The organism is Martinezella hainanensis (assembly GCF_900094555.1).
Taxonomy (GTDB): Bacteria; Pseudomonadota; Alphaproteobacteria; order Rhizobiales; family Rhizobiaceae; genus Rhizobium; species Rhizobium hainanense.
This window is the reverse complement of sequence record NZ_FMAC01000018.1, coordinates 1-24362: the sequence shown is the minus strand read 5'-3', so window position 1 is coordinate 24362 and position 24362 is coordinate 1. Positions and strand designations below refer to the sequence as shown.

Genomic DNA, 24362 nt, shown 5'->3' with positions numbered 1-24362 from the left:
ATGATCACTGAAAATTCCTCGCCCTCACTTTCAACCTATCAATATGCCGATCCGACACATAGATCTCGCGCGCCTTCATGGCGGCCCGCTCGCGTGAATCCTGTCGTTTTGCACCTAACCTGGGTCGTCCTCACTTTGTGTGGAGCTCGAGCGCATTCTCGCGTTTAACTGCCAAACAACAACAGTAGTCGTTGAGTGCTCGGGACCACACGAGCCAAAAATAGCCGATTCAGGCTTGGTAGTCCTCGAACTCCCAAAACATGTAGCGGGCTAATTTCTTCGCAATCTCTTCCCATGAATTACCGGTCGTGTTTTCGACCAATTTCCTAACTGTGGATTTCAACACATCTTCATCATATTCATCCATCAAAATTGTATGACGAATAAAGTATGGCTTCCCTCCTGCGCTGTGTGCAAGCCAACGAGGAGTGCAGACCTGAAAGCTGAAGATGTCCCCCCCGGGGACACCTTCTGGGCCAACCGTTACATCAGCTCCTATACAAAAGTCCGTTACATCATCTGGCCAGTAGCTGGAGAACTCACCTCCAACCATCGAGTACTGCTTTACCTCAGCCTTCATGGGATAACATCCACATGACCGTTAGCCCCCCATTTCGTCTGCCCAGGAAGTCGTTGTTCAAAATTCGCTTGCGTTTTACCAAGCTGAGGTTTGAAGCTCGGCGGTCTAAATTGCCTGAGGCCGTCGGCACTCTCATAGTACCCGCTGGAAGTAGTGCGATATCCGGGCCCGACCCAAGCTTCCCCCATAACCATCGTCTGTTCGCTATTAAACGAACCAATACCATAATTGATCTTGCCTTTTCCGGCCAAAGCAGCACTAGCAGCATTAGAGGCCTCACGCAAACTACCGCTAAGTTCAGGCCAGTCTGTCCTAATTGTGGTCACGGCCGCCAGTTGGGCGGCGGCGATATCGCGATAAGTTTCGCCATTTGGACCAACGATGACGACGTTGCCCGCATTATCGATGACACGAACATATTTTTCAGGCAGACCAGCGACGCTGTCCGGCAACGGGCCCGCAACGTCTCCAATAGTGGTCTTGGCATTGCCCCAGCCACCCCATGCGATGGCGCCGAGCATGATCGGGTCGCGGATGATGCTGGCAATTTGAGTTTTCGAACCTGTCAGCAGGGCTTTGGCTGCATCGCTCTTCAGAGTGGATTCTATATCACCGAAGTCCTGACCGTTTTGCGCATCATTGCTGTCTGCGTATTTCCAGGCGTCTAGGAACACCATGTGTCGATCGAGAAGCGACATCTCATCGGACTCGCCATTTCCTGCGAGGGCGGCGTCGAGATACTCGGCCGCAGCTATCCGCAGATTGGTACGGGCCTCGACGCAGGCTGCCGAAGAATTTCCGACGCAATCCGACAGCTTCTTATCACGATTAAGCGACAGAGTCTGAAGCTCTTCCTTGTGCTTACAGGCTGGGGAATCAGAGTCACCAGAGGCTTCACAAGCGGCCAGCGTTCGAGCGAACTCCTCACGCTCTTTATGCGTGAGATAATTATACTGGTACTGCGCGGCGCCGTAGGAGGCACCTTCGCCACCACCGACAGCGCCGGCAGCCAGAGCAGACAGGCTCTCGCCAAGCAGGGCGGCGAGTGTCCGCTTATCCTGATCGGACAAGGTGCTGTCCTTCAGCATGCCATCAACGAGATCGGCAATGGCTGGTGTCAGCAGTGCAGAGGTCGCAGCACCGGCAGCACCTTTGAGCGCACCCTCCCAACCATTGACGCCGCCGAGAATACCGGCGCCGATCGTGTGCAGAAGAACGCGGCCGACCCCACCTTCTTTCCAATAGTCCATTCCCGTCTGGTCTTGGTTCAGAGCGGCCTGCTTGTAGAACTCACTGGCAATATCGCCAACAAGCCCAGCCATAGTCGCCTGCGCTGCCTGCAGATCAGCCTGGGTCTTGTACTGCTGACGCAGGATGTTCTGCAGGTCCGGCAAGCCGGGTAGCGAGGTGTTGGTGTTGTCTGTGTCGCGGCGGATCGTGCCGATATCCTGCACTTGGTGCGCCGGATCGGTGATCGTGATGCCGATATTGCCGCCGATGGCCGAATAGGCCTTGCCGGTCTCCTTCTCGCCGGCCTTAACGGGAGGAGCGATGGTCAGTCCGCCAGTCCCGATCCCGCCGCCATAGGTTTCGGCCTTCCAGGTCGAATGCGTGTCGATATCCGCAACCGTCAGGGTGCCGGTGGAGAAGGAGTTCTTGTCCGCCGTCGCCTGGCTGGTAATCAGCCCGCCGACAAGCGACGTCTGGCCGCTGACATCAATGTTGAGGCCGCCGGTGCCCGCATGAATGCCCGATTGCTCGGAGACGAGCACCGCATCGCCCCTGGCCTTCTGCACGGTGCCGGAAACGCCGGTGTTTCCGAAGCCGATCTGGCCGGAGACATTGAACTGATCGGCCTTGGCCTTCTGCGTATCCAGTTGGCTTTCGATCGTCAGGTTCTTGACATCGATCGCAACTGAATTGCCGCCGACCGTCGCCCCCCTAAGCGCCAGATCGTTGGTGACGATGGTGACATCGCCGGTGCCGCTCACATGCGTGTTCGTATGGCTGGTGCCGGAGGTTTCGGAACCGCCCTTGCCATAGGAGGCGTTGACCCCGACGCCGGTCTCTTGACAGCCGCCCTTGCTGGTGCAACCAAAGTTGACGCCGACGCCGGCGCTCCAGGATTTGTTCGAACTGGTCGAATCCGACGTGCCCGCGGCAGCGTTGAGGTTGATGTCGCCATTCGCTGCTGACAGGAAGATGTCGCCGGTCAGCGGATCTCCTGGAATCGTGGGTATGCCGTTCTTGTCGTAACCGGCTAGGATCTGCGCGCCGTCGCTGGTAATCGAGCCTTTCTCGGCCTCCATGGTAATGGAGCGGCCGGCACGAATATCCGTCACCACCGGGGTCGAGGATGACGAGGACCAGCTGTTTTCCTGGTGGCTGACGCCGGCATTGATGCCGATGCTGAAGGAAAGACCGGTTGCAACCTTGGGGTCCGTGCTGGTCAGCGCCTCATAGGCGCCCTTCAGCCCCTTGTAGCCCTCATAGAAACCGAGGCTGGCAATGGCCGTATTAGTCACCGCATTGACGCCACCGCTGTCGGAAAGACGTTCGGCCGAGTTCATGATGCTATCGGCCGCCTTGCCAATCTGGCTGGTCACCGAGATGGTCACACCGGCAAAGGTTTTCTCATGTACCTCCTCGTAATTGGTGACGTCATTGGCCGAGAGCAGATTAATGTCCTTGCCGGCGAAGAGAGTGACGTCGCGCTCGGCCGAAGCGCTGGTTGCCTGCAGGTTGACGTTGTTGCCTGCCGAGATGTTGAGATCACGACCCGCCGCCAATGTCGATACTGCATTGGTATCGGACTGCTGCGCTTTGCTGTCCTTCGTCGACTGCGCGCCGATACCGACCGAGAAGCCGCCATTGCCGGCGGAAAGGGCCAAGCCGAACCCGGACTTCTTCTGCTGTTCGGATTGTGACGAGCTCTCGGCGCCCGGGGTCACGTTGACGTCGCGAGCGGCCGACAGGTTGATGTCGCGATCGGCATTGACAGACGATCCCATGATGTTGAGATCGGTTGCCCTCGCCGCTAGGTTGACGTCGTTCCCGGCCGTAAGCTCTGAGCCGACGTTATCCGTGGAAGATTGCTGGCCCTGCTTCTCGTTCTTGCCGTAAAGTGAGATGAAGCCGCCGCCGGAGCCGACGAAGAGACCGGAATCCTTGCGCTTGCTATCGGATTGGTGATTCTCCTGCGCGCCAATGATGGAGACACTCTCACCGGAGATATTTAGGGAGCCATCGGCGTTGACCTTCGAGCCGACAATGGCCGCCGCCTTGCCGGCATCGAGAGTGACGTCGCCAGAAGCCGAAAGCTGTGACCCGACCGTCGTTTCATTATAGCCATCATAGCTGTAGCTCCCACTGCGCAGGAATCCTTTGCGCTTGGCGCTGTCGTGTTCAGTTTCAGTATCCTTGCCAGCGCTGACGATCAGATTGCCACCGGTCAGAATGTTCAAATCGGAGGTGTGGGTGTCGTCGCCTGCCGTAATCTTGGAGGCGGAGACTGTCGTATCGCCACCGGAGATAATCGCGGCGCCGCCTTTCCCCGAAACCGAAGACCCAATCGCCGTCGTGGTCTCCAGATGTCCGGAAACATTCTCCTTCGTCGAACCGAAGAAGCCGCTCTTCTTGCTGGAGCTCTTGACGTCGAGGGTAGCACTATCGGTCGCTTCAGCGATGGTGACGTTCTTGCCAGCCTGCAAGCCAAGTTTTCCGTCGGCCGCCATCGTCGAGCCGATGACATTGATATCATTGGTCGACTTGGCGACGAGATTGCCACCGGCCGTAATGGTCGAACCATTGTGCGTCAGCTCGGACGACGAATTTTTGCCGAAGGTCGAGTTTGACTGGTTCTGCGAGGTCGTTACATTGATGTCACCGTTTGAGGTCAGGCCAACGTCACCCTTGGCCGTCAGGTCAGAACCAGAGATCAGAACACCCGTATTGGCATTGACCTGAAGGTTGCCGCCAGCCGAGAGCTGTGAGGCTTGCTGATCGGTACCCGTAGTCTTGCTGTAGCCATCGTCCGTCTTTCGGGCGACGTCGGTCGAGACGATGTTGACCGCGCCATCCGTGGCCTTGACCTTGAGATCGCCACCGGCCTTGGCGGAGGAACCAATGATGTTGACGTCGTTGGCGCCAGCGATGGTGAGATTGCCACCGGCGTTGACACGGGCGCCCGTCGCATTCTGCTGACCGCCGTTGTCAACCTTGACAGCAGCGAGGTTGACATTGGTGCCGGAAAGCTGGGCATTGCCACCTGCGGCAATCTTGGTGCCCTCTAAGCTCAGCGTACCGCCCGCGGCGATCTGTAGGTTGCCGCCTGCCGACACGCCCGCATTGGTGTTGACGACGTTCTGACCGCCGATGGTCATCGTCTGTGCGGCGAGCGTGATGCCATTTGTGGCATTGAGGTTCATGTTGCCGCCGGCCAGGAAGGTGCCGCCATTGGCTTTGATCTCGGTCGCATTGATGGTCATGCCATCCGCAGCGGCAATCGCACCGGAATTGTTGATGGAGCCGGCATCGATGTTGACCGTGTTGCCGGCGATGACGGCACCGCCTGCGTTGACCTTCGCCTTATCAGCGGCAGAGAGATAGACGACCGGCACCAGCACCTGCGCGCCGTCGACGATCTGGGTCTGGTAGATCACCATCGACTGGGTCAGCGATGCAGCCTGCTCCGGTGTCAGTACTTGCCCGAGAGCAAGCCCGTTCGCCTCGGCATAAGCGATGCCATTGTCGAGCAGCGTCTTCATCTGGTCGGTGGCATTATTGCCAGGGATGAAGGATCCCGCGCCAAGGCCATCGCCCACCAGCTGCCGCATCTGTTCGTCTACGAGCTGATTGTCGAAATAGGCGTCGCCAAGGAAGGGAACCTTGGTTTCCGGCGTATAGCCAACTCGATCGATGAAATAGCTCGACCCGTAAAACTTCGACACGTCAAGGAAGGCTGCCCGCGTTTCGAACAGGAAGACCTGGCCCGGCACCGTGCCGCCAACCCCGCCCGACTGCGGCTTCGCGAGGGAGGCGAGTTGCGCGCCGTTGACCTGCAGCACCTGAGCGAGGTTGCCGCTGTTGCCCAGAGCAGCGGTGAGCTTGCCCATCAGGCTGTTGGGATTGATCGCAGCACCACTAGCTGTCAGGGTGCCCGAGCTGATCGATGGGCCGCTCACGAGCGTCACGCCGTTGCTGCCCACCGACGCACCGACTGCTGCCGTCAGGTTGCCGCCATTGACGGTCGGACCGCTGGCGATCGTTGTACCGGTACCCGTCAGTGATGGACCACTACCGACATTGGCACCACCATTCGAGGTGAAACTGCCTAGCGCGGCATTGACATTGAACAAGGCGCCGCCAGCCGTCATGCCATTCAGGGCCGACAGAGGATCACTCGATGTCGAAGGCGCACTGACGGCCGCGCCGCCGCCCGTCGAACCGAGCGACGTATTGTTGACCGTACCAAAATTAAGGCTCAAAGCCCTGGCCGCCTTGAGCGTACCCGCCGCGCCGCCGATAACCTGCGATCCTGACATGATCGACGTGCCGTTAGCGATATTGCGGGAAGGATCGGCCGTGCCATCGGCGTTGTAGGCCGAACAGGCGCTTTGGGCACTGCAGGTCAACGTCGTGGTGCGATTGAGAACGACGCCTTCGTTGATGAGCGTCGATCCCGTGAGCGACGCGTTACCGCCGGCCTCAATCCGGCTGTAGGAATTTGCGAGGTTGGTGGCATCGACCGTGAGGTTGCCACCGGCACGGATCACAGCCTCGGGGCTGAGCGCACTGGTGAAGCGGTCTTCATAAACCGACTGCGATATGTTGGACGTCGGATCCCACGTGTAGGTCGTGCTCGTATCCGAGCCATTGCGGACGACCTCATCGACAATGAAATAGCGCGACGGATTGTTGGGATCGAGGATCGGATTGCCGTTGGCATCCTTGGGAACGCGAGCCTTGATCCAGTCGAAGATCGGTCGAACTTCCGTCGGCCCACTGCCGCTCACCCAGGTCCAGGCGCGATAGGAGGTGCCGTCGGCAAGGGTTGCGACCGAATATAACAGCGGCTGGTAGTCAGAAAACTGCCCCGGATCGACCCCCGCATAAAGCTGAAACATATTCTGGTCGGTCGATTCCAGATAGGCGAAGGGTTGACCTGCAACTGCTGGATTGAGCACGAAGGTACCGACAACGCCACCCGAGGAGACCAGCTGACCCGTCACCCAGGTCGGCGTCGTCGATCGCCTGTTCGTCAGATTGCTGGTGAGTATCGACATATCACCACCGGCCTGAATGAGGCCGGACACATTGGTGACTGCCGCATTGCGCTGACCTTCGGTCGTTCCCCGGATGGTCAACCCGCCATCTGCGAGGATAGCGCCCTGGTCGTTGGTGAGCGTGCCGCCGACGAAGAGGTTGGCGTTGTTGCCCGCAAAGACGAGGCCTGACGGGCTGTTGTAGAAGTCGCCAGCGACGTTGAACGTCAGATTGTTGCCGGCAGCAAGCTGACCGATGTTGCCCAACGATGGCAGGTTCAGCGTCAGGTCATGCGCGGCAAGCAGCGAAGTGCCCGCGGTTGTGGCAAGGCCTGCGGCGGAGATGGTGATGTCGCCAGAACCGCCAGCATTGGTAACGGTGCTGACTTGCGCATTGGAAAGATCGGCACCGCCGGAGAGATTGAGGGTCAGGCCGCCGAAGACGAGATTGCTTCCCGAGAGATTGGCGGATGAAGCGTTGACGATTAGCGAGCCACCGGCGGCAATCCGGCTGCCCCTGCTGCCGGAGAGATCCAGCGTTCCGGTATTAAGGGTTAGGTTGCCTCCAACGCGGGTGGTGCTGGTATAAGCAATGGCGCTAGGGCTTGTGAGCGCAGCGTCGCCCAAGCTCTGCAGGCTGTTGTAACCGATGTTCTGCGTCGCCGTAGCGGCAAGATTGCCGCCCGAAAGTAGCGAATTGGCGCTGATACTACCGCTCGAGGCTGACAGCGTCATTGCACCAGTACGCTGCAGCATCAGACTGCCGCCGGCCGCAGCATTGGTGGCGGCGAAATCGACACCTGAGACCAGCGTGTCGATCGTTATCGATCGGGCGGACAGATTGGCGTTGCGGCTTGCAAGCGATTGGCCGTTGAGCGTGATGGCGTTGCCCGCTGTGAGCGACAGATCACCATGGGCGACGGCATTGACGCTGATATTGTTCGCAGCATTGGCCGTAATCGTCCCGGCAGCAAGCAGGCTGTTGAAAGAGATGTCGCCAACTGTGCTCGCGAGCGTGAGATTGCCGCCCTGGCCTAGAATGACGTTACCGGCGCCCGATTGGTCCATCGCCGCAAAATCGACCCCGGCCGCCATGACGTTGCCGCTGACGCCAGATCCGGTCACCGAGACGTTGCTGGCGCCCAGGAGCTGGCCGTTAATCCTGACCGCGCCGGGACTGGTGGCCGAACCGATCGCGACGGCACCGTGGCCCGTGATGTTGCCGCCCGTAAAGGCGCTTGCCGCCACGTTGAGGTTGCCTGCGACGATCAGCGTGCCGGCCGATGCACTTCCAGCGTTAATGGTGAGATCGCCGCTTGATCCGAGAGCGATGGCGCCGTTTGACGATCGCGCGGTAGCAGCGAAATCAACGCCGGTGACCGCCTGGCCGAGTTGGACGGTCGAACCGGAGAGCAAGACGTCGCCGGCGCCGAGGAGCTGGCCCGAGACATTGACGCTGTTGCTTCCAGCAAGGGTAATGTCGCCATGCCCGGTCATGGTATTGGCCACAATCGCAGACCCACTGGCATTGATAGCGCCGGCAGACAGCATGGTCTGCGCAGTGATGCCCGCAGACGCGGTCAGATTCATATCGCCGGCAGTTCCGAGCACTATACCGCCACCACGGGCATTGGTGGCAGCAAAGTCGATGCCGGAGATCAACGTCGGCGCGTTGATGTGGCCGCCGCTAACCGTGAGATCGCCTGCGGCAATGATCTGGTTGCTGACATCGACATTTCCGACAATGCCCGCGTTGCCATGAGCGGTGATGCTGTCGGCAATGACATCAGCCGCATTCGCCATGAAGCCACCTGCCGAAAGGATCGTGCCAGCCGAGATATTGCCGGAGGCCGTAAGATTGGTGCTGCCAGACGATGCCAGTACGATGTTGCCGCCGGCGGCATTGGTGGCGGCAAAGTCGATGCCCGAGATCAGCGTTGGCGCGCTGATGCTGCCACCATTGATGGTAAGGTCGCCCGCGGCCAGGATTTGGTTGCTGACATCGACGTTACCAATGATGCCGACATTGCCGTGGCTTGTGACGCTACCCGCCTGGAGGTCGGCCGTCTTTGCCGTGATATCACCCGCCGACAGGATCGTGCCGGCCGTGGCATTGCCGGAGACGGTGAGGTCCGTCTTACCGGCCCCTCCAAGCACGATGTTGCCGCCGTTGGCCGCAGTCGCCGCAAAATCCACGCCGGAGACCAGAAGTCCGGCGTTGAGGCTGGCGCCATCGATCGAGAGATTGCCGGTCGATAATACCTGGCCACTAACGTTGACAAGACCGGTGGCTGCCAGATCGGTCGTACCATGGCTTGTGACGCTACTCGCGCTCAGATCGCTCCCTTGCGCGGTTAAATTGCCTGCCGACGACAGCGTGCCGATCGTGAGATTACCGCTCGAAGTCAGGGACATATCGCCACTTGATGTCTGGACGATATTGCCGTTGGCGGCCGCAGTGCCAGTGAAGTCGACACCGGAGACGATCGCGCCTGCGGCGATGCTCGGGCCTGAGATGCTGATGTTTCCGCCACCAAGGATTTGGCCGTGGACGGTCGTCGCACCGGCAAGCGCGATATCCTGGTGCCCGGTGACGGTATCGGCCGTCACGGCAGCGGCATTGACGTTGATGGTGCCAGCGGCCTGCATCGTCGATGCAGAGAGCCCACCACTGAGTCGAGCGGTCAGATCGCCGGCTTGACTAAGGACGATATTGCCGCCTGCCCTATTGGTCGCGTCGAAGTCGATACCGGCGACGACAGATTGGGCCGACAGGCTCTGACCTGTGATCAGCACGTTGCCAGCGCCAAGGATCTGGCCGGCAACGCTGGTGGCACCATTGAGCATCATGTCGCCATGCGCTGTGACGACATCCGCAGTCACGGTCGCACCGCTGGCCGAAAAACTGCCAGCCGAGAGCAATGTGCCAGTCTTGATAGAACCGGTCGAAGCGAGCGTCAGATTGCCGCTCGTTGTCTGGACGATGTTCCCATTGGCGGCTGCCGTTCCGGCAAAATCGACGCCCGAAACTATAGCGCCGGCCTTGATGCTCGAGCCCAAGATGCCGATGTTGCCGCCGCCCAAGATCTGCTGATTGACGGTCGTTGCCCCGGAAAGGGTAATGTCATGATGACCGGTGATGGTATCGGCCGTCATAGTCGCGGCGTTGACGTTGATGGCACTGGCGGCTTGCATCGTCGATACCGAGAACCCACCACTCAACTGAGCCGTCAGGTCCCCGAGCTGTCCAACAACGATATTGCCGCCCGCGGCGTTAGTTGCACCGAAGTCGATGCCCGCAACAACGGTCTGGGCGGACAGGCTTTGGCCCGTGATCGAAACGTTGCCGGATCCGAGGATCTGGTTTGTGACGCTGACCGCGCCATTGAGCGTCACATCGCCATGCGCCGTGACGGTCCCGGCCGTGATGGCCGAGCCGGTAGCATTGAGTTTGCCGGCCGAGAGCAGCGTGCCAGTATCGATGATGCCGGCTGAGGCAAACGTCAGATCGCCGCTTGTCGTCTGGACGATGTTCCCATTAGCGGCTGCCGTTGCCGCGAAATCGATACCCGAGACCGCGGTACCGACCTTAATGCTCGAGCCGGAGATGCCAACATTACCGCCTCCAAGCAGCTGGCTGGTGACAGCGACACCACCGGCTGACCCGCCGGAAAGGCTAATATCCTTTTGGCCGGTGATTGAAGCTGCGGAGACCGATGCACCGCTGATGCCGATGGCACCCGCGGCCTGTATGGTCGATGCCGCAACGGCGCCATTGACGTTTACGGCCAAATCGCCGGTCTGACCAAGGACGATATTGCCGCCGGCGGCATTGGTGGCATTGAAGTCAATACCAGCGACAAGCGTCTGTGCCGACAAACTTTGACCTGAGATCAGCACGTTGCCGGCGCCGAGAATCTGGCCACTGACGCTGACGACGCCGCCAAGCGTCATGTTGTGATGCGCGGAGATATTGCCGGCAGATATCGATCCGCCGTTCGCGATGAGATCGCCCGCAGACAACAGCGTTCCGGCGCTGATCGCGCCTGCGGTCGTCAGTGTCAGATTGCCAGCTCCCGTGGCCGTTGGGCCAAGGGTGATGCGCCCGCCCGCCGCATTGGTGGCGGCGATATCGACGCCTGAGACAATGGCATCGGCGGCAATGCTCGAGCCGGTAATGCCGACATTGCCGCCGCCAAGCACCTGGCCACTAATCTTCACGCTGCCGCTTCCGGCGGTCGGACTGGTGGCGCCGGTCAGCGTGATGTTCTTGCCGCCGGTGATCGCATCAGCAGTGATGGTCTGACCGGTGGCGTTGATCGCGCCTGCCGCCAGCACGGTTCCTGCATGGATGGCGCCAGCGCTGTCGTTGATCGTCAGATCGCCGCTACCCGCCAGCACGATATTGCCGCCGGCGGCCTTGGTCGCGGCAAAATTGACCCCAGACGCAACCAGACCAGCGCTGACACCATTGGCGTTGCCATTGATGGTGATATCGCTGGCTCCGAGCAATTGGTTGGTGACGCGCAGGCCGCCGTCAATAGCGACGTTGCCGTGACTGGTGAGGTTGTTAGACTGCAGCAAGGAAGCCTGGGCCGTCAGATTGCCGGCCGACAGCAACGTGCCGACCGTGATGGTGCCGGCGCCAGCTGTCAGATCGAGTGCGCCGGCCGAACCTAGGACGATGTTGCCACCAGCGGCGTTGGTTGAGGCAAAGTCGACGCCGGACGCGATAGCGGTCGCCTGAATGCCAGCCCCGGAGATCAGGATGTCGCCCGCTCCAAGAATCTGACCGCTCGCGTTCATCGCAGCATTAACGGTGAGCCCGCCATGCGAGGTAACATTAGCGGCCGTGAGCGAGGTTGCGATCGCGGTAAGATTGCCGGCTGATTGAATATTCCCCGCCGTGATATTGCCGGTCGCACCGGTGTTGAGGCTTCCAGCCGACTGCAGATTGCCAGTGGCGATATTGCCGCCGGTTGCCGTCAGGCTCAAGTTGCCTGCGGCCCCGAGCACCACATTGCCATTCAGATCAGCGCTGGTGGCGGCAATATTGATGCCGGAAACAACCATGCCGGTGGAGATTGACCGCGCAGTGGCGTTGACATTCCCCTGCGCCAGGACATTGCCGGAAACGGCAAGACTATTACCGGCGGTAAGAGCGAGATTGTTGTAGCTCAACAGCGAGGCGGCCGAGATCGAGCCGGCCGTGGCAGCCAGGGTGAGGTCGCCGGTGCTGTTAGCAGCGCCGGCAATCGCGATATCGCCGGAGCTGGCGACAAGCGTCGCTGCACCATTGCCAGCGGTAACGCTGCCGGCAGCAATCCCGCCACCCGAACCCATCTGCACGGTCGCGCCGCTGTTGACGTCACCAGAAATGCTGAGCAGGCCAGTCCCGCTTGCAAGCACGATATCGCTATCGGCGGCGATGGACTGCAGGGTAATGCCCTGGTCGGCCCGGACCGCAACCTTCTGCCTCGAGGTCACCTTGGCGGCAGTGACCTTCTGTTTCGAGGTAATGGTCACGCCATCGCGTGCGGACGCATTGCCGATCGAGATCTTGCCGTCGGCCGACAGTGACAGTTCGCCGGCATTGGCGGCCATATCGCCGCTCATCCTGACGCCGGCGCCCTTTTCCGTGACGACAACCTTGATGCGGTCGGCCTGCATCGCGCCGAGCGCCGTGCCGTCGATCGCATATTCCGGGGTGCCCGAGGTGGCGGTCAGCGCCGTCGCCTCTCCGGTGGCATAGTTGTATTGGCTGGCGCCGCCCGTCAGCCGGATGGTCTTGCCGTAGATCGGCGCATTGACATGGATCTGGCGCGAGACGACGTCGAACAGATCGACAGCACCAAGAGCGGCCGCGAAATTGCCGCCTGCCCCTTCGAAGGTGACATCGCCGCCATTGACGGTGAAACCGGTCAGACCTCCGTCGGCGCCGATATTGGGCACACCGGTCGTCAGCGTCGCTCTCGGCGTGTTGATGAAGCCGCAGCCCGCGCACGTGATTCCGTTCGGATTCGCGATGATGACGTCCGCTCTGCCGCCGAACACTTCGGTCGGTCCATTCAGAGCTGAGCGGTTGCCTGATGTAACTTCGTTGAGAATGACGGAAGCGGGGCCGGAGCCGTTGAGGTTCGGGTTGCCGGGTGTCGCGCCGCCCAAGTTCGACGTGTCGACTTCGCCTTTGAAGTTGTTGAGGATCAGACCCTGGGTGCCGACATTGAAGTTGTCGTACTTGTTATGTGATAGGCCGGTGGCGTTCGGCGTGACGATATCGATCAGCGGTACGCCGTTCGGGGCAGCACCGACACTCGGCTGATTGGCAGCGGGAGCCAATCCAGCGGCCGATACCGACTGGGCATTGGCCAGCATCGGCTGGAAAACAAGCAGGGCGCTCAGAAGCGTCGCAGACAGTTGACGCGTGGCACTGCTCAGGTGTCTGACACTTACCTTGCCATTTTCGCCACTTGAAACACGTGCTGACGTCATGGTCATCGCCCTGTCCTGTTGAACGCTTTTTGCTCGCCGTGAATTTTCGATCGACTACTTCCGTGGCGTTAGCCACGTCTTCACCTGCTTCATGAACGTCTCGGCCAGTTGGGTCGCCACGGCGGTCTGATTGGGGGTGACGGCTGCATTGATGACCATCGCGGGAATGAGCGCTAACCCATCCCCGCGGACCGTCATGTCATTGGCGCGGATCTCCTGAGCCTGCGCGATCAGTTTTCCTGTGCGCATGTCCTCGAGGCGGACGGTTCCATCGATAAAGCTGTTGTTACCTGCGATAATTCTGCCAGGAGCCGACGCGACATCCAGATCGTGAAGGGTAACAATCAACCGTGCGGGAACGTTACCCCCTGGATAGCCCTTCAGATCTTTTGCGAGTCTTTGCTGCAGGACACGCGACACAAGTGCGACCTGAGATTCCCGCGTATCACCGTTCAATAGAGGTGACCCCATCCTCAGATCAGGCGCCGATTCTATGCGGACATCAGCTATACTGGCTGTGCTAAGTGCCGCGGTGAGGCGCGGATCTTGTGTCGTGCATCCGGCTACGACAGTCGAACCCACGAGCGCCGCGGCAAACAGAGCTCTGGTCACGCCACGATGCAATTTTTTCCTATTTTCCTTCACCTGCTCACTCATGATCACCACCTCACTGACGTACTGACAAACAAGAGCCCGGAGTCGCGACGGTCGACCGTGCCGCCGAAGACATCCGAATAGCCCATATCGAAATTGACATTGCCGCCGGCGAGTTTGGCGCCGACCGTCCAGCCGAGCATGTCGCCGCCGGCGATCTGGTAGCGGGCCTGGCGGGCGATCCGACCGTAGTCGACACCGACATAGGGCCTGAACTCTCCGAGAATCTTCGCCAGTGCGGCATTGTCGGCAAATGGCTGCGTCCGCCAGACGAGATCGTTGCGGATGAAGAAGCCGTTATTGCCGTAAAGCATGGTCTCGCGCGTGCCCCGCACCGAGGAATAGCCGCCGACCGAGATCTGCTCCGCTCCGAACAGATTGTCGGGGGAATATTGACCGGTGACGATCGAATTGATCTCGAAATGCTGATCCGCCACCTCGAAGGGCTTCGTCATGGTGATCGTGCCTGTAAACTTCGAGAAGCGGGGATCTGCATTGCCTGCACCCGCATCGCCTGGAGCAACAGCGTCAAAAAGGTTGAGCCCCTGGCTGTAGGAGAGGTCGAAGACCCAGAGACCGCCGAGCATGCGGCGCGAATGTGAGAGGCCGAGGTCCCCGACCGTATACTTGCGGCTGCCGACCTCGATCCTGTTGCCGAGCAGGAAATTGTTGGTTTCCTTGTAGGTCAGGCCGCTGTTGAAGGTGGTAATCGAATCCTTGTCGCGGAAGATCACGCGATCGGCGCCGACGCCGACCTGCTTGCTATCGCCCGACGTCTGCAGCGTGCCGAAATTGCCTGGCACGGAGCTGTCATATTCATACCAGGAGCCATTGGCGGAAAAGGTCCAATAGCCGTAGGGTACGCTGACATTGCCAGAATAGCTGTTGCTCTTGCCATGGCCATCTTTGCGCCAGGGATAATCCGGGCCGGTATGCTCGTAGCCGAAATTCCACTGATCGTTGATGCCAAAAAGGCCATCATAGCCGATCGAGGCCGAGCTCTTGGAATAACCGGTCTGCTCCTGACCAAGATTGCTGTTGCCGAATGACAGATGCCAGGGGTGGCTAGGCTTGTTCTCGATATTGAGGATCGAGGTGCCGTCCGTCTTGCCGGGCAGCATCGCCGTCTTGGCATTGTTGGAGGTCAGGCGGTTGATCTGGTCGAGGCCCTGCTCGATATCGCGCAGATTGGTGATCTCGCCCTTCATGCCGGGAAAGGCCGTGGCGATCACGCCGGAGCCAGCCGCGCCGAAACCCGAAGCCGGTTTACCGTTGATGTAGATATCGGCAAGCGTGCCTTCGACGGCAACGAGGCGCAGCACCTTGGTCCTGGCGATATCCTGCGCCGGCACGTAGACGCGGGAGCTGACAAAGCCTTTATCGAGGTAGAGATGCGTCAAGTCGCGCAGCAGTGCATTGATCTCGCCGACGCCGACACAGCGGTTCGCGTAAGGAGCCGTGACCTTGTCGATTACGCTCACCGAAAACTGCCTGACGCCCTCGACCTCTATATGGGTGATGGCAAAGCACCGGCCGGACTTGCCGCCACCGGCCTTCTCCGGCTGCTGAACTTCGGCCGCAGATGGCTTCGGCGTCATCTGGCCCAAGCTCTGCAGCCGCTGCTGCTCGGCTTCCTGCGCCTGCCGGCGCGCGAAGTCGTCGTTCGGCGTCTGCGCGACCGCGGTGGAAGCCGCGAGAGCCGCTGCCAAAAACCCAGCTATGGCGGTCGCCGCGCGCGAGATTGACGTCATAAGTCTGCCCCGGTCAGTTCGAAGCGGCCTTCTGCAGCGCATCGAGCGCCGCCGACAATCCCTTCAGCGAGAACTTGATGTTGACCTTCTGGCCATTCATCATCTGCACATGGCCGGTGCCATCCGCAGCCTTGGAAAGGGCCGATACCATCTTGGCGTCCAGCTTCTGCTGCGCCCAGCAGCCCGCCTGATTGCAGTTGCGGTAGGCAAGCTGCACCACCTGCTTGTCGCTGGCGTCGATGCTGATGCCGGCCGGCAGATACATGTTGAGCGGCACGAGCGTGGTCAGCACCAGTTCACTGGCAGGCTGCTTTGTCGCCTTCTTGTCCGTTGCGGTGGGAGCAAGCACCTTGGCAACCGCCAGCGTCAATATGTTCACATCCTGGTCGCCCTGCTTGACCGTGGCGATCTGCGCGACTTCGCAGCTCGTCAATGCCGCGCCATCCGCCGCCTTGCCATCGATGCAGCGATAGTACCAATCGTCGAACTTCTGCACGCGCGCCTGTGGCGCTGGCTTTTGTTCGTCTGTTTGAGGGGCAGTGCTCTGAGCAGAACCGGCGCTGGGCGGCGTGTTGGCAGCCGCCGGAGCGGGCTGTTCCTGCGCCATCATTGGGAAAGCAAGCAACGTCGAAGAAAGAAAAACTGCTGAAGTCAGAGTCTTGAAGGAAAGGGTTTTATTGGCGAGGGACATACAAATTACCCAAAGTCAAAGCCATTCGCTTGCGCAAGGCGTACCTTGCTCAATCGGCATGTCGGTCAAAATTCAGGAAGATTCACCACATAGTGGCGTAGCCGATCATGGGCCTGATCCGCTCAATAGCAGATTTCTAAAAAAGTACAGCAAAAAGTAGCAAGCACATGGGCGACTCACACGCTCGTTTTTAGATATGCGTGTAAAATCTGCAACACCGACGTTTAGCAATTGAGTAAATTTGTTTTGCTCTTGAACAGATTCGAACCACTGTCACCACAAATGCTCGGCGTACATTTTTCAAGTAAATCCCGCGCCCAAATCTTTGGCGCATCAACGTAAATGAGTTGGAACAATCCGCAGGTAGATTGGCAGCTCACAACTCAAAAAAACGCGCTGCGTAGATCTGAGACATTGTAAAATACGTTTTCGGAAGCCTCAATTTCCAGGTACGCCGAACGGCAATGTCCAGCCCGAGGGTCGCTCGACATGCTCTTGATGACCACGGCGAGCGGCCGGTTTCAACAGGGAGGCGGCGCGCATATTCTCCAGCGTCTCGTTTGGGGTGTGGCTGAATTCGGCCTTGAACAGGCGGTAGAAGTATTTCTCATTCGGGAAGCCGTGCCTCCAGGCGATCTCGGCGATATGAGGGTGCGGTCGGATGGGATCCGCCAGCATTTGGTAGGCACGACGCAACCTCTTGCGTTGTATTTGCCGCATGATGCCGCCGCTGCCTTCGAACAATTGGTAGAGTTTTGCCCGTGACAGGCCGACTTCCCGGCAAATTTGATCAGGTGTGAGATCGACATTCAGCAAATGCGTATCGATGTAACGCAGGATCCGCTCGCGCAACGCGTCTCGGATCGGGCTATTCGCCTCATGCAGTGCATCCGGCGTCGGGGACACCGCGGCGGTGACGAGCTGCAGGGTCGATTGAACGATGTAGGGAATTTCATGCTCGCTAAGGTTTGCAAGGTTCCGCATCAGCGAAAGCAGATGGTCGCCGAGAAGACATGCTACGCCATCCGCAAGCGTCCGCCCGTGCAAAAGCGCGGTCTGGCTCGGCAACAGATCTCTCGGCACCACCAAAGAAATCACGTCGCCAGCCTCAACCAGGCCTTCATTCACTTGAACAGCATCCAGGATAAACAGATCCCCGGCCGCCTTTATGGGTTGAGGCATGCTCCATCGGCACAAATATCGCCCACTCACCATCAAGATGAACCGAAAGAAATCATGGCCATCTGTTCGGATACGCCGCTCGGCTCGATTGGTCTCGTGGATGGAAAATCGAGTCTGATTGAGCCACCGTCTACCGGATAGGATAAGAGGGCCGAGAGCAGCACCTGTTGCTTCGGCGTCGAACGCGATAGAGGCATCGCTGCGCAATATGCAATCGCAGTGATTGTCGTCGATCCAGGCGTGAAACCGATCTTTCTCAGGGAAGTCGAGTGTCGAGAAACTGAACATTAGAGGTGAAATCTGCGCCATTGAACTTGCCTTTAACGGCCGCGGCCTTCGAATATATGCAGCAATAAGTTGAAGAACTGATCTGGACGATTGGTGGAATAGATAGAACGATCAGTATAAGATGTCCACATGCAGATCGGCGCGACAAGGAAGTCTGATAAAGGCCTATGGACGAATTTGACTTGAGGCATCAATGAGCCCGAAAAAGGAACAGCTTATCGCGGTCGCGACCGACTTGTTTTCAAGGCACGGCTTTCATCCGGTCGGGGTCGACCGGATTTTGTCCGAGGCCGGTGTCGCCCGCATGACGCTCTACAACCATTTTCCCGGCAAGGATGATCTGATCAGCGCCGTCCTCGATCGCCGCTACCACGACATCATGGCCAGCCTTCGCGCCTGCGTCGAACCCACGTCTTCGGCAAGGGAACAGCTGAGAGCTATTTTTGCATGGCACGAGGCGTGGTTCGCCACCCCGGAATTTTCCGGCTGCCTGTTCGAGCGTGCCCTGGCTGAATTTGGCACCGACTATCCAAAGATCTCCGATGTCGCCATTCAATACAAGAAAACCATGACGGCGTGGATGGGCGACATGCTGAAAACCCATTTACCGGAGCAAACCGCAACACGCCTCGCCTCAATCCTCTTGATACTGCTGGATGGCGCCACGATTGATGCTCGCGCCTTTCATGATCCGACCGTTGCTACAAGGGCATGGGGCGCTGCGGAAGCCATTATCGAACGGGAAATAGCGCTGACCTCATCGAACCCGGCGCGGCGTTAGCGACATCGGGATGTTGGTTTCCGCGCAGAATTGAGCCAATCCAATCCATGAACGAGTTTTCGTGAGGGGCGATGAACTCCAGTACCCTGCAGCATACATGCCTCAACGCTTGGCTCAGCGTGAGATTGTATTTTGGCCTAGACCGGACGGAGATCTGGTCAGAGTTGCTTACATGCCGACAGGCCAGAGAACTCGTGCAGAGTCAGAGAGGCCTACACCGCAGGCCCCTCTGTGCCGGATTATTTATACCTTTGCCTTGCGTCCACGCTTCGGCTTTTCAGCTTCCGTCCCGTCAGACACCGGTTTAGCTTCCGTAGCCTTCACGCTTGCAGGCTTGCGAGCAACTGCCTTCGTTGCAGGCGCTTTGGTCTTTGCTTTGGCGGTGTTCAGAAGTGCTGCGCGACGCGAACGGTTTTCCTCGAGCGCCTTCTGAAACGAAACGTCGTTATCGGCATGCAGGAGAAGATCATCGAGGAATTCCGCGACTTGTGCCGTGGTTTCCAGGACGACATAGCTTAGCCCCTGACCTGCATCGATCGAGTCCCGGCCGATGGTCACGCCGAAGCCGCCGGGCACCCGCTGAAACCAGGTCGACCGCCACTTGTTGAAACCGGCAGCGTCGCCTTCAAACTCGGCCAGATATGCCTTCTGCTCGGCGACCCTGACGCGGAAGGCGTCGACGGCGCTGCGTGTGCCCGCCTTCGGCCTGTCAGATTTCCTCGAGGACCACTTTTCCAAAAAACTCGGCATTATGATTGTCTCTTCCGTTGGTATTCGTCATAAAACGAAGTGCGAATGCTTGGCGTCGATAGGGCACCCGTGTGCCCATCTGCCCGCAGGTTTTATAGAATTGCCGTATCATGGCAACATCGTGAGTCTTCGCGCGCGCCAGTGAGCCAAACATGGATCACAGCTGCATCCCCTCCGATATCGGTGGGTGACCGTCCGAAGGATCGGTCATGGGGTTTTCACGTGAGAGCCCGCTCGTTAAAGTTCCCGCATCCGATTGGTTGGATCTGTAATGACGTCTCAACTTGACATGTTCTCCGGAAGCTCACAGGCGCCTCGCCGGCCCTCGTCCCCGACGGGACGCATTCGACACGTCGGCTCGGCACCTGACGAAGCCGAGATGGTGCAGATCCTGGAGGTAACCGGTCGCTATCAGATCCTGCGAAAGCTCGAGCCGCGGGCGATCTCCCCTTCCCCAAAACCTGGCTATCCGCTGCGCGGCATTATCCTCGACACAGAGACGACCGGGCTCGACGCGAGGAAAGACGAGATCATCGAAATCGGGCTGATCGGCTTCACCTTCAATGACGAAGGAGAAATCGGCGATGTCACAGGCGTCTATGGCGGATTACAGCAACCGACCATATCGATTCCGATGGAAGTCACGCGACTGACTGGCATCACCGACGCGATGGTCCTTGACCAGACGATTGACATGCCGAGGGTTCGAGCACTCATTGAGCCTTCCAACCTCATCATTGCGCACAATGCTAGTTTCGATCGCCCTTTCTGCGAAGCCTTGTCAGCGATCTTTTCCGCCAAGGCCTGGGCCTGCTCGAACTCGGAGATCGATTGGAGTGCCCGGGGCTATGAGGGCACGAAGCTCGGTTATCTTATTAACCAGAGCGGCTACTTTCACGTCGGGCACCGCGCCGTCGACGACTGTTTCGCCCTGCTGGAGGTGCTGGCACTCACCCGTGGCGACGCTGAGCAAACCCCCTTTACCGAGCTATACCAAGCAAGCCAGCGTTCGCGCGTGCGCATCTTCGCGGAAAATGCACCTTTCGATCTCAAGGACGTGCTCAAGGCAAGGAGCTATCGCTGGTCTGATGGCAGCGACGGGCGTCCGAAATCATGGTGGATCGAGATCGCCGAGGAAGCCATGGACGACGAACTTCGCTTCTTGCGAAACGAGATCTACCGCTGGCAGGATGCCGATCCGCCAGTCCAGCGGTTGACGGCATTCGACCGGTTCAAGGGGCAGAAGTGACGTCTCCACGCGATTTCTGGGTCGCCACAATACGCCCCCACTTCGTCGAAGAGATGCTTGTCCGGCAAAAGCGGTGGCTGAAAGACCATGATCGTCAAAGGTGTTACTGTCTGGAGCATCTCAGCTTGAGCCGATCAAGCCTGCCAGGTGCATTAGTCCGTCTCGTTAACGCCCCGCCTGCCGCGAGGCAGCATCCTCTCATTCAATAGCCTCATGATCTTCGCGCCAATCCCTTCCCTGCTCGGCCTCCTTATCCTCTTTGTCCTGCCGCTCGTCGGCATCGTGAGCACATTCTTGCTCGTGGGCGGCGCACTGGTGCGTTGGGCCGGCAGAAGACGATATCGCCCGCTCTCGCGGAAAGCGCTGGCATGGCTGTGGGCGTTCGCAAGCGTTGCGCTTCTACTCGACGTGTGGATCGGCTTTCTGACTTATGGTCTTGTCGAAACAAGCCGCGCCGTCGACCAGGCGGCGAGAAACCGGGCGGCGCGGCAGGACTTCATGCTGCCGCGCGACTTTCAATATGGTGAACTGGTGATCCCCGCCGGAAGCCAGATCCACCGCTACGATCCTTTCGACAACGGCGAGCAACACCTGCCACTTGCGCTACGTGGCCTGAGCGCCGTCTATTTCCCGAAACCAGTCCAGGTCGCCGGCGTCAGCGCTATTGCAATGGACGTCGATTCGGCCAGACTTCAGTTGGCTGCGGATCAAACAATTGGCCCCCTGTTTGCGTACAACAAAAAGGGGGAACTGGTTCGAGACGGCCAGCCAGCATCTGTTGCCTGCAAGCAAGGACAGATCGCCAATTTCGACGCGCCTTTGATTGCCTATGACGTGGTAGCGGAATTCGCAAAACCAGAGCCGGACGGCCCAGCCGCGAGATTCAAGCCGAGCCAGTGGCAATTCCTTGGTTGCACGGACGATAGGCCAATCAACCTGCCACAGGTTGCGGACTTCTGATCGTTTGGAGGTCTCACATCTTAAAAGGCGTTCAGTGCGATATCATCGATCGCTCACCAACGTCCACGCCAGCTTGGAGGGTTGAAGAGCGGCGGCCCCGAGCGATTGGGCGGCTAATCCAACTTACTTGAAATATAGCAAGGTGGCCTTTTCCTTCGGCGCCGGTCTCATTGGTCGCGTTGTCGCTCAGGAGCGTATTGCTCTGGTGTTAACCGCGTTCATTTGCAAACATTTGAAACGCCTCGGCTAATGTTGACCAACAAGGCAAAATTCCGAAGGGGTATTCCGTTGCGAGTTTCATTCGCGTGCTTTATCGCGACAGCAGTGGTGGCAGCGTTACAATGGATTCCATTCACCGGCATTTTCCTGATGTTTCTGATGGCGCCGCTTTGGTCAGTTGTCCTGATTAATACAGGATTTCTGGCGATGATTTTCGAAGCCATCATGGGACTAATTCCCCGATGGGCGATCATTATTCCCTTGCTGTATTTCGGAGGCTATTACACCGAAGCAGTTCTGCAGCACATCGAAATTAGCCGGGAAATCACGGCATTTAGCTCGCGACCTATCGATCGCCTCAAATTCGATCCCAAGGATACTGCCATCAACGTGGATCTTTCAGGTGATGAAATCGGACACGACCTCATCACGCTATACAATGTGCCTACCGTCACACGTGGCGGGACCGACAAAGACGGTCTTGCCGATGTCTATCGATTGAAGCCGGAATGCAAACCCGATCAAGCCGGCACGCCTTCCAGATCCGACCGTAATGAGTTTCAACGACGCTCTCTCGTCTTCGATTCCTGTATCGCGCACCACAGAGAGACCTATACCAGACCGATCGTGAGCATCAAACTAAGCGAGGATGGAACGACGGGAAACAACACCATGGCAGCGAATCGAATCGTTTTGACCGCTCCCGACGGAAATCACGTCACGATAGACAATGGCTGGTATTCTCCGCTCTCGTGGTTTCCCATGCCAATCATCGGCTGCGGCCTGAATGACCAGCCACCGGCGTGGAAATGTGTCGCGAATTTCAATCATGACCGGATACCCGTCCTGCGGTCTGCAAACGGCGTTCGAAGTCCGACAGCTGCGGTTGCTCAGGTGCTTGGGCTCGAAGGGGCATTGTAGCGCGGCTTGAGTGGGCGCTCCGGCACCTTTGACACCGAAGAACATGAAATTGGTCTGTTTAAAAACTAAGGCTCGTGCGATATCGGAAGCGGAGCGCCTTGCCGCTCAACAGTAAGAGCATACCGGCCAGACGCCGAGCGTCCTGTGTTCAAATAGCGCCACCGTTCAACCACGGAAGGCTTGAGCCGATCAGTGGAGATCGTTAGTCCTTGACGAATGCATGCCTTATCGAATCCAAGATTGGTCGTGCAAATCGGCAAAGGGTCATGACGCCGATACGAATAATAACTCTTTGTGATTCATTATGCTGTGGGTTCTTTCGCGACGCAGAATCGCAGCCTGATCATTCGCCCTGTCACCGGAGGTGAATCCGGTGACAGGGCCGGCCGTCGACGGGTGGCAGTGATGTCGGCGGCCGAGGGCAATCATCCACTATCCGAATAGACCTGTGTTGAACACGGACCTTAGTCTGATGACGGGTGAACTCCTTGATAGGGCGTCGCTGCACAGCCGGCCGCCTATGCCATTCCCGACGATCTGCATCCGGGAGTCGCCCTGCCCGAGGCCTTTTCTGCAACATGCTATACGCGCTTGATGCGGTCGCTATCGCTCATCAAGCTTCGAAGACGCATCGGCAGTTGTCGATGGTGCGTTTGAGATGCGGAGACTAGCCGATACTGAACGACAAAAACCTTTCCGACGATGACTTGTTACCTGCGATCGACAGAACAGAGGCAGCGATTGAAGGGCAGCGTACGGTCATCGCACCGAGCTCGGAGCGGTCGCTAACGGATTTCAGGATTCAGCCGAGCATCGACAACGCGTCAACCGCCATATCAAGTGAACGAGACGCTCATATGGGGATATCAAGAAACTGGTAGCCGAGCGGTCGAGTGGAAAATGACTGAGCTCGATTTGCCACAAGGTGCGGATCCAACAGGCCGGCGAGAAATTCGGATCGTGAAAAGAGGTTCCTCTTGACCTTACGACGCGTTCGGTCATGTATCTCCATGGGAGGATGCTAATATGTTGGCAAAAGACGAAGCCTCAACGACGCCTTACGCGCAGCTGGATCACGGGGGGCGGCTCGACCGCGTTGATTTCCTCGCCGCGACCATCTCAAATCTGGCCTTCGACGTCGCTGGCGATGGCGATGCTCAGACTGTGAGATCGCTTCTCGATATCGGATGGATGCTGAAGGTCATGCGCGAAGACCTGGCGATGTGTTGCAGCGCAAGCAATATGACAATCATCGGCAATGCTGTCAGCTTGATCCGCGCCCTGCAAACGCGTTGCGTGGCACTCCCGACGGTGGGGACGGTTCATTAATCCATCCTCATCTCGCCCGTGACCGAAATCGCATTTTCACCGACGATAATCTTCAAAGACAGGCGCGTCGATTTTCTTGGCGGGAGCACTTGGCATCAGTGCCGTCAAGCCAAGCGAGGTTTGTTCGATGCTCGGGAGTTCTCTGTGGCCTATGACTGGGACGGCGCCAGAACACGGCGTATAAAAATTCTGAAGGTTGGCGTTTCGCTCTTGCTGGGACTGATGTTTTTGGCAGGACCCGCAATGGTGCTC

13 protein-coding genes are annotated in these 24362 nt (G+C 58.6%); 6 read left to right on the top strand and 7 right to left on the bottom strand.

What is annotated here, in order from left to right; all coding sequences use genetic code 11:
* Nucleotides 1-229 precede the first annotated feature (229 nt).
* The 6 genes from GA0061100_RS31625 to GA0061100_RS31600 all read right to left on the bottom strand — a co-directional run bounded on the left by GA0061100_RS31625 (nucleotide 230) and on the right by GA0061100_RS31600 (nucleotide 17922).
* The gene (locus GA0061100_RS31625; RefSeq protein ID WP_075856822.1) at nucleotides 230-580 is read right to left on the bottom strand and encodes an immunity 8 family protein; all 351 of its coding nucleotides are present in this window, start codon (nucleotides 578-580) and stop codon (nucleotides 230-232) included.
* The gene (locus GA0061100_RS31620) at nucleotides 577-13335 is read right to left on the bottom strand and encodes a hemagglutinin repeat-containing protein (protein ID WP_159444825.1); all 12759 of its coding nucleotides are present in this window, start codon (nucleotides 13333-13335) and stop codon (nucleotides 577-579) included. The genes GA0061100_RS31625 and GA0061100_RS31620 overlap by 4 nt, the downstream gene beginning before the upstream one ends.
* A 54-nt stretch (nucleotides 13336-13389) precedes the next feature.
* Nucleotides 13390-13992 carry a hypothetical protein gene (locus tag GA0061100_RS31615; protein ID WP_075856820.1) on the bottom strand — a complete coding sequence of 201 codons (603 nt, stop codon included), beginning with the start codon at nucleotides 13990-13992 and terminating at the stop codon, nucleotides 13390-13392.
* Nucleotides 13993-13994: 2 nt separating this feature from the next.
* The gene (locus GA0061100_RS31610; RefSeq protein WP_075856819.1) at nucleotides 13995-15740 is read right to left on the bottom strand and encodes a ShlB/FhaC/HecB family hemolysin secretion/activation protein; all 1746 of its coding nucleotides are present in this window, start codon (nucleotides 15738-15740) and stop codon (nucleotides 13995-13997) included.
* A 13-nt stretch (nucleotides 15741-15753) separates the two neighbouring features.
* Nucleotides 15754-16236, bottom strand: coding sequence for an invasion associated locus B family protein (locus GA0061100_RS31605; RefSeq protein WP_244558007.1), 483 nt, complete (start codon nucleotides 16234-16236; stop codon nucleotides 15754-15756).
* Nucleotides 16237-16869: 633 nt separating this feature from the next.
* On the bottom strand, nucleotides 16870-17922 hold the full coding sequence (locus GA0061100_RS31600; RefSeq protein WP_075856817.1) for a helix-turn-helix domain-containing protein: 1053 nt from the start codon (nucleotides 17920-17922) through the stop codon (nucleotides 16870-16872).
* A 172-nt stretch (nucleotides 17923-18094) separates the two neighbouring features.
* On the opposite strand from GA0061100_RS31600, the gene GA0061100_RS31595 reads away from it, so the two are divergent.
* The gene (locus GA0061100_RS31595) at nucleotides 18095-18682 is read left to right on the top strand and encodes a TetR/AcrR family transcriptional regulator (RefSeq protein WP_075856816.1); all 588 of its coding nucleotides are present in this window, start codon (nucleotides 18095-18097) and stop codon (nucleotides 18680-18682) included.
* A gap of 243 nt (nucleotides 18683-18925) precedes the next feature.
* Here the strand turns inward: GA0061100_RS31595 and GA0061100_RS31590 are convergent, their stop codons facing one another.
* On the bottom strand, nucleotides 18926-19432 hold the full coding sequence (locus GA0061100_RS31590) for a hypothetical protein (RefSeq protein ID WP_075856815.1): 507 nt from the start codon (nucleotides 19430-19432) through the stop codon (nucleotides 18926-18928).
* 271 nt (nucleotides 19433-19703) lie between these two features.
* Here GA0061100_RS31590 and GA0061100_RS31585 point away from each other — a divergent pair, with 271 nt between their 5' ends.
* The 5 genes from GA0061100_RS31585 to GA0061100_RS35040 form a co-directional block, all read left to right on the top strand.
* Nucleotides 19704-20681: a 3'-5' exonuclease gene (locus GA0061100_RS31585; RefSeq protein WP_075856814.1), complete on the top strand. Its 978-nt coding sequence runs from the start codon at nucleotides 19704-19706 to the stop codon at nucleotides 20679-20681.
* Nucleotides 20682-20894: 213 nt separating this feature from the next.
* Complete coding sequence (locus tag GA0061100_RS31580; RefSeq protein ID WP_083961493.1) at nucleotides 20895-21641, top strand: hypothetical protein; 747 nt, start codon at nucleotides 20895-20897, stop codon at nucleotides 21639-21641.
* 249 nt (nucleotides 21642-21890) lie between these two features.
* On the top strand, nucleotides 21891-22781 hold the full coding sequence (locus tag GA0061100_RS31575) for a hypothetical protein (RefSeq protein WP_075856813.1): 891 nt from the start codon (nucleotides 21891-21893) through the stop codon (nucleotides 22779-22781).
* A gap of 1026 nt (nucleotides 22782-23807) precedes the next feature.
* Complete coding sequence (locus GA0061100_RS31570; protein ID WP_075856812.1) at nucleotides 23808-24110, top strand: hypothetical protein; 303 nt, start codon at nucleotides 23808-23810, stop codon at nucleotides 24108-24110.
* 18 nt (nucleotides 24111-24128) lie between these two features.
* Nucleotides 24129-24362: hypothetical protein (locus GA0061100_RS35040; RefSeq protein ID WP_143525590.1), on the top strand; the 234-nt coding region annotated here is incomplete at its 3' end.

Excerpts from the sequence above, each read along its gene's own strand:
- GA0061100_RS31600 (WP_075856817.1), bottom strand. The coding sequence starts at position 17,922 with ATGGCGCAGATTTCACCTCTAATGTTCAGTTTCTCGACACTCGACTTC.
- GA0061100_RS31575 (WP_075856813.1), top strand. The coding sequence starts at position 21,891 with ATGTTGACCAACAAGGCAAAATTCCGAAGGGGTATTCCGTTGCGAGTT.
- GA0061100_RS31610 (WP_075856819.1), bottom strand. The coding sequence starts at position 15,740 with ATGACGTCAATCTCGCGCGCGGCGACCGCCATAGCTGGGTTTTTGGCA.
- GA0061100_RS31580 (WP_083961493.1), top strand. The coding sequence starts at position 20,895 with ATGATCTTCGCGCCAATCCCTTCCCTGCTCGGCCTCCTTATCCTCTTT.
- GA0061100_RS31590 (WP_075856815.1), bottom strand. The coding sequence starts at position 19,432 with ATGCCGAGTTTTTTGGAAAAGTGGTCCTCGAGGAAATCTGACAGGCCG.
- GA0061100_RS31615 (WP_075856820.1), bottom strand. The coding sequence starts at position 13,992 with ATGAGTGAGCAGGTGAAGGAAAATAGGAAAAAATTGCATCGTGGCGTG.
- GA0061100_RS31585 (WP_075856814.1), top strand. The coding sequence starts at position 19,704 with ATGACGTCTCAACTTGACATGTTCTCCGGAAGCTCACAGGCGCCTCGC.
- GA0061100_RS31625 (WP_075856822.1), bottom strand. The coding sequence starts at position 580 with ATGAAGGCTGAGGTAAAGCAGTACTCGATGGTTGGAGGTGAGTTCTCC.
- GA0061100_RS31570 (WP_075856812.1), top strand. The coding sequence starts at position 23,808 with ATGTTGGCAAAAGACGAAGCCTCAACGACGCCTTACGCGCAGCTGGAT.
- GA0061100_RS31620 (WP_159444825.1), bottom strand. The coding sequence starts at position 13,335 with ATGACGTCAGCACGTGTTTCAAGTGGCGAAAATGGCAAGGTAAGTGTC.
- GA0061100_RS31595 (WP_075856816.1), top strand. The coding sequence starts at position 18,095 with ATGAGCCCGAAAAAGGAACAGCTTATCGCGGTCGCGACCGACTTGTTT.